The organism is Vulcanococcus limneticus LL, assembly GCF_002252705.1.
GTDB classification, from domain to species: domain Bacteria; phylum Cyanobacteriota; class Cyanobacteriia; order PCC-6307; family Cyanobiaceae; genus Vulcanococcus; species Vulcanococcus limneticus.
This window is the reverse complement of sequence record NZ_NQLA01000088.1, coordinates 1-4,966: the sequence shown is the minus strand read 5'-3', so window position 1 is coordinate 4,966 and position 4,966 is coordinate 1. Positions and strand designations below refer to the sequence as shown.

The 4,966-nt window shown below is 63.5% G+C and carries 6 protein-coding genes and 1 riboswitch; of the genes, 5 read left to right on the top strand and 1 reads right to left on the bottom strand.

The window, feature by feature from the left end; genetic code table 11:
* Positions 1 to 255 precede the first annotated feature (255 nt).
* From CJZ98_RS17080 to CJZ98_RS17055, 5 genes are all read left to right on the top strand, one after another.
* Positions 256 to 1,224 (top strand): phycobilisome rod-core linker polypeptide, encoded by a 969-nt coding sequence (locus CJZ98_RS17080; RefSeq protein WP_094592313.1) that lies wholly within the window; start codon positions 256 to 258, stop codon positions 1,222 to 1,224.
* Positions 1,225 to 1,969: 745 nt separating this feature from the next.
* Positions 1,970 to 2,071: riboswitch (guanidine-I (ykkC/yxkD leader) on the top strand.
* A gap of 26 nt (positions 2,072 to 2,097) precedes the next feature.
* Entirely contained in the window at positions 2,098 to 3,288 is a 1,191-nt protein-coding gene (gene speB, locus CJZ98_RS17070) for an agmatinase (protein WP_094592311.1), read from the top strand.
* A 3-nt stretch (positions 3,289 to 3,291) separates the two neighbouring features.
* Entirely contained in the window at positions 3,292 to 3,687 is a 396-nt protein-coding gene (locus CJZ98_RS17065) for a hydrogenase maturation nickel metallochaperone HypA/HybF (RefSeq protein WP_094592310.1), read from the top strand.
* A gap of 8 nt (positions 3,688 to 3,695) precedes the next feature.
* A complete protein-coding gene (hypB, locus tag CJZ98_RS17060; protein ID WP_094592309.1) occupies positions 3,696 to 4,403 on the top strand; it encodes a hydrogenase nickel incorporation protein HypB in 708 nt (235 codons plus the stop codon).
* On the top strand, positions 4,400 to 4,840 hold the full coding sequence (locus tag CJZ98_RS17055) for a type I glutamate--ammonia ligase (RefSeq protein WP_232756579.1): 441 nt from the start codon (positions 4,400 to 4,402) through the stop codon (positions 4,838 to 4,840). The genes hypB and CJZ98_RS17055 overlap by 4 nt, the downstream gene beginning before the upstream one ends.
* Here the strand turns inward: CJZ98_RS17055 and CJZ98_RS17050 are convergent.
* Entirely contained in the window at positions 4,771 to 4,959 is a 189-nt protein-coding gene (locus tag CJZ98_RS17050) for a transposase (protein ID WP_232756580.1), read from the bottom strand. The genes CJZ98_RS17055 and CJZ98_RS17050 overlap by 70 nt on opposite strands.
* Positions 4,960 to 4,966: the final 7 nt, after the last annotated feature.

The following is a 4,966-nucleotide window of genomic DNA, read 5'->3' as shown; positions in this document are numbered from 1 at the left end:
TCCGAGAAACCGAGCTGCTTGCCGCCCATCAACCCAGTCCTTGCCTGTGATCACTGAGCCATTGTCGCGCGGATGGCCTGGGTTTTCCAGGGTCTCCCTAGGCGTCACGAGTTCACCCCAAACATCAACGACTGGCCTTTGCCGAGTTGATGTCTTCAGACAGGCTGCCTGCGGCGGCCTGTAGATGTCTCCCCCATTCCGGTGAAGGCCTCGGTTGGGTGATGCGTGGCTCCTGCTCTCCCCTGCCTGTATCCCATGAGCCTCCTCCGCGCCGCCGAACTCGGGATTGATCGCTACGCCAATGATCGGGATAAGGAGAATTGGTCAACAGGGTCACCCAGCGACAAGGATACGCTCATCCGTGCCGTCTACCAGCAGTTGCTCGGCCAACAGCACCTGATGGCCAGCGAGCGGCTCAAGGGTGCTGAGTCGCTCTTCCGCAACGGCTATCTGACGGTTCGTGAGCTTGTACGCACTGTCGCCAAGAGCAGTCTTTACCGCAGCAAGTTCTTTGAGCACTGCAATGCCTACCGCTTCATCGAGCTGAATCACAAGCACCTGCTCGGTCGGGCTCCCCACAACCGTGAGGAGATGCTGCATCACTTCACAATCCTGCAGGAGCAGGGCTATGACGCCGAGATCGACTCCTACATCGACAGTGACGAGTACGTGGATCGATTTGGCAATGACGTGGTGCCCTACCTCCATGGCTGGGGCTACTCGATCGGCCATGAGGGGCGCCAGTTCTCCTGGTTGATGCAGCTGGCCCGTGGGGCCGCCGCCTCGGTCAAAGGCAGCGGCAGCGGCAACCAGTCGGCGCTCAACCGCTTCCTGCACCAGAACCGGGCGGTGTCGGTTCCCGGGGCCCTGCCCGCAGTCTCGGTGGGTTACGGCGGTGGCAGTGCCGCCAACATCTACCGCTTCATCAGCACCGATGGCCCGTTCCGCGCGGTGCTCTCCGAGCACGAGGGCCTGTACGGCGACTTCCATGCGCCCGGCGCCCGCAACACTCCGGCCCACACCCATCGGGAATCGGCACGGCTGGGCAGCTCCGGCACTGGGTCATCCCAGACCCGCACCGCCACGATCAGCGTGTCGGGCGTGGTGAATCAGGACTATGTCCGCAGCGGCGAGTATGTGATGCGCGTTCCCCTGGCGCGACTGAATCAAGCGCTGCAGCGGGCCAACCGCCTTGGCCGCGTCACCAACGTGGTGGTGAGCTGAGCGGCCCCTGGCCATCCCCCGTCAGCCCCGGTGGCGGCAGAACAGTCGGAACAGTGACCTGGGCCCCGGTAACGGGGCTTCTCCTGCCCAGCTGCCGCCGCCGTTCAGCAACCCCACTGGCCCGGCGGCAATCAGCGCTGCTATGGGTAGGGCACCCGCCATCAGTGGGATCATCAGGTAGAGCCCTACCCCCGATCCCTAGCCATGGACAGCCTGGCTTAGGCAGACCTGTCCCCTCGCCGTCTAGCTGGTCGCCCGTGCTGCTCCTGGCGACCACCCTGGGCTGGCTCGTCCCCTGGCTGCGCCACCCCGGCAGGGTCACGGACCGAGGGGATCGGCCTCAGGCCCCCCGCTGGCGATGGCGCCGCATCCCGTCGGTACGGACCGGGCCTGAATGGTGGGGTGATCAGACTGATGTCAAGGCCCGCACCATTGGTAACAACTGCCACAGGGTTGGCTCTGCGGCGCCGATACGGTCGCGCCCGCCATTGGCTCTCGTCCCCATTGTCCCGGCGCAACACTTTCACCCGACAGGCTTTCGGGCTGGCTCTGATCTCCGGTCTGGCCCTTGGACTCGCGCCCTCTGCCGAGGCCCATCCAGACCATCAGCAGCCGAAGCATCAGTCCAATCCTGCGGCCCAGCAGGCCCAGGACCATGACCACGCCGGCTCCCACCGGCACTGAGATCGGATTCGGTATCAAGCAGTACCACCACCCCACAAACCCGGTTCCATAGTCAACGAGCGGAAAGTATGCCTAGGGTTCCGGCTCCTAATTCAGGAGTGTCAGGTCCGAGAGGTATCGGTCGGGTTCACCGGCTGCACGGAGGGATAAAAGCCCGGGAGACCGCTCCATCTCCAACCCTCCAGCACCATGGCTCAGGATTCAGACGCTGCTGCAGCCTTCGAGCGATTGCACCCCACCGAGGGATTGCGTGCCCTTGAAAAGGAGCGGGCCCTGCCCCTCACGGGATGGCAGCAGGAAGTTGATCAGGCCCACCGCTATGGCCTGGAAGCTGCCGAGAGCATCGTAGATCGACGCATCTCCACCTTCTCGCGCGGTGAATTGCCCCACTACGCGGGCATCAACACCTTCATGAAGGCGCCTTATATCGAGGATGTGAATCGCGTCGGTGAGTTCGATGTGGCCATTCTCGGTGTGCCCCACGACAGCGGCACCACCTACCGGCCAGGAACCCGCTTTGGCCCGCAGGGCATCCGCCGGATTTCGGCCCTTTACACGCCCTACAACTACGAGATGGGCGTGGATCTGCGGGAGCAGATCACACTCTGCGATGTCGGCGACATCTTCACCATCCCCGCCAACAACGAAAAGAGTTTTGATCAGATCTCCAAGGGGGTGGCCCATGTGTTTTCCAGTGGCGCCTTCCCAATCATCCTGGGTGGCGATCACTCCATCGGCTTCCCCACGGTGCGCGGCGTCTGTCGTCACCTGGGCGACAAGAAGGTGGGCATCATCCACTTCGATCGCCATGTGGATACCCAGGAAATCGACCTGGACGAGCGGATGCACACCTGTCCGTGGTTCCATGCCACCAACATGGCCAATGCCCCGGCCCATAACCTGGTGCAACTGGGGATCGGCGGCTGGCAAGTGCCACGCGAGGGGGTGAAGGTCTGCCGGGAGCGGGGCACCAATGTGCTCACCGTCACCGACATCTGCGAAATGGGGCTGGAGGCGGCTGCAAAGTTTGCCATTGAACGCGCCACTGACGGAACTGACTGCGTCTACATCTCCTTCGACATTGACTGCATCGATGCCGGCTTCGTGCCCGGCACCGGCTGGCCTGAGCCGGGCGGTCTGCTGCCACGCGAAGCCCTCAAGCTGCTGGAGCTGATCGTTCGCAACGTCCCCGTGTGTGGCCTTGAGGTGGTGGAAGTTTCCCCGCCCTATGACATCAGCGACATGACGTCATTGATGGCCACGCGCGTGATCTGCGACACCATGGCCCACCTAGTGGTGAGCGGTCAGCTGCCCAGAAAGGACAAGCCCAGCTGGCTCAGCGACGTCTGCAACATGAACGTCGACCAGAAGTGGAGGTGAGCAATGCACGAAGTCGATATGACCAAGTGCCTCTTGCTCTCCATGCAGGACTGGCGCCAACGCCACGGCCCCGTCAGCCCCAGCGTCAAGGTGGTGCATCTCCAGGTGGGGGACTTCACCTGCGTGGAGCCCGCCCAGTTGGTCAGTACCTGGGATGTGGCCATCCGCGGCAGCTGGTTGGAGGGGGCTCGCCTCAGCATTGAGTCCATCCCGCTGGTTGGGCGCTGCGTTCGCTGTTCCGCCACCTACCGGCCAAGCGCCGATTCGGCCTATCGCTCCCCCTGCTGTGACCACCCGATGGAAGAGGTCGTCACTGGGCGGGAGCTGCGGATCCGTTCTGTTGATTACACCCTTGCCTCCTCAGTTCCAGCTGAGAAGCCCACGCCTGTTCCCTCCTGAGACCTGCCATGCACATGCCCCTGGAAGACACACTCGGTCTGAATCTGCTGGCCGCCAACCAGCACCAGGCCGAGCACAACCGTCAGCACTTTGATGCCTGGGAGCTGCTCTGCCTCAACGTGATGAGTAGCCCAGGTGCCGGGAAGACATCCCTACTCGAGCGGTCACTGGCCCAGCTGCGCTCGGAGTTCGCCATGGCCGTGCTGGAGGGTGACATGACGACCCAGCTCGATGCCGAGCGCCTGGAGGCCATCGGAATCCCGGTGGTGCCGATCACGACGGGCCGGGCCTGCCACTTGGACGCCGCGATGGTGAGCGGGGGAGTGAAGCTGCTGCGGCAACGCCTGGATCCTGCGGATCTCGACATTCTCTGGGTGGAGAACGTGGGCAATCTGGTTTGTCCTGCAGAGTTTGAGGTAGGGGAACACCGCAAGGTGGCTCTGCTGAGCGTGACCGAAGGCGATGACAAGCCCCTGAAGTATCCCGTGATGTTCCGGGAAGCCGACTGTGTGCTGATCACCAAGGTGGATCTGCTGCCCCATCTGCCCGTGCAGGTGGAGCGGATTGAAGATCACATCCGCCAGGTGAATCCCCACTGCGCGGTGATCCAGGTCTCAGCTACGACGGGTGAAGGCCTCGAGGCCTGGCATGGCTGGCTGCGCCAGCAGCTGGCCATGCCGATGGGTCAGCAGGCCCCGGCGCTGGTGCTGGCATGAGCGGCACCGAATCCTTGGACGTGCAAACCCTACGGGGCGACCTGGAGAGCCAGGGGGTGCGTTACGCCCTGGCCAGCTACGTGGATCTGCACGGCATCTGCAAGGCCAAGGCCGTACCGCTGAGCCATCTGGGCCAGATGCTGCGCGGTTCGGAGCTGTTCACCGGGGCGGCCCTCGATGGCATCCCCCAGGACATGAGCGACGACGAGGTGGCGGCTCACCCCGATCCCGCCTCGGCCACCGTGCTGCCCTGGCAACGGGAGCTGGTGTGGATGGCCAGTGATCTGCACCTGCACGGCCAACCCTTTGAGGCCTGCAGCCGCAACATCCTGCACCGGGTGCGGGCCCAGGCTGAGGTGGATGGCTTTTATTGGACAGATTCGGCCCCTGACATCGTTAACCCCGGGCGGGAAGGACAGGGTTTGGTCTCAGTGTAAACCTCATGGGGAGTTTTGCCTCCCAGTGCGCTGTGCGGTCTTACATGGCCGTACCTCCAGAAGAAGCGGGCCAGACTGATCTCCGCTTCCCAGCCATCGCTGTAGGCACGCAGATACACCTCCTCA

Coding starts and splice junctions, on each gene's coding strand:
- CJZ98_RS17080 (WP_094592313.1), top strand. CDS start 256: ATGAGCCTCCTCCGCGCCGCCGAACTCGGGATTGATCGCTACGCCAAT.
- speB (WP_094592311.1), top strand. CDS start 2,098: ATGGCTCAGGATTCAGACGCTGCTGCAGCCTTCGAGCGATTGCACCCC.
- CJZ98_RS17065 (WP_094592310.1), top strand. CDS start 3,292: ATGCACGAAGTCGATATGACCAAGTGCCTCTTGCTCTCCATGCAGGAC.
- hypB (WP_094592309.1), top strand. CDS start 3,696: ATGCACATGCCCCTGGAAGACACACTCGGTCTGAATCTGCTGGCCGCC.
- CJZ98_RS17055 (WP_232756579.1), top strand. CDS start 4,400: ATGAGCGGCACCGAATCCTTGGACGTGCAAACCCTACGGGGCGACCTG.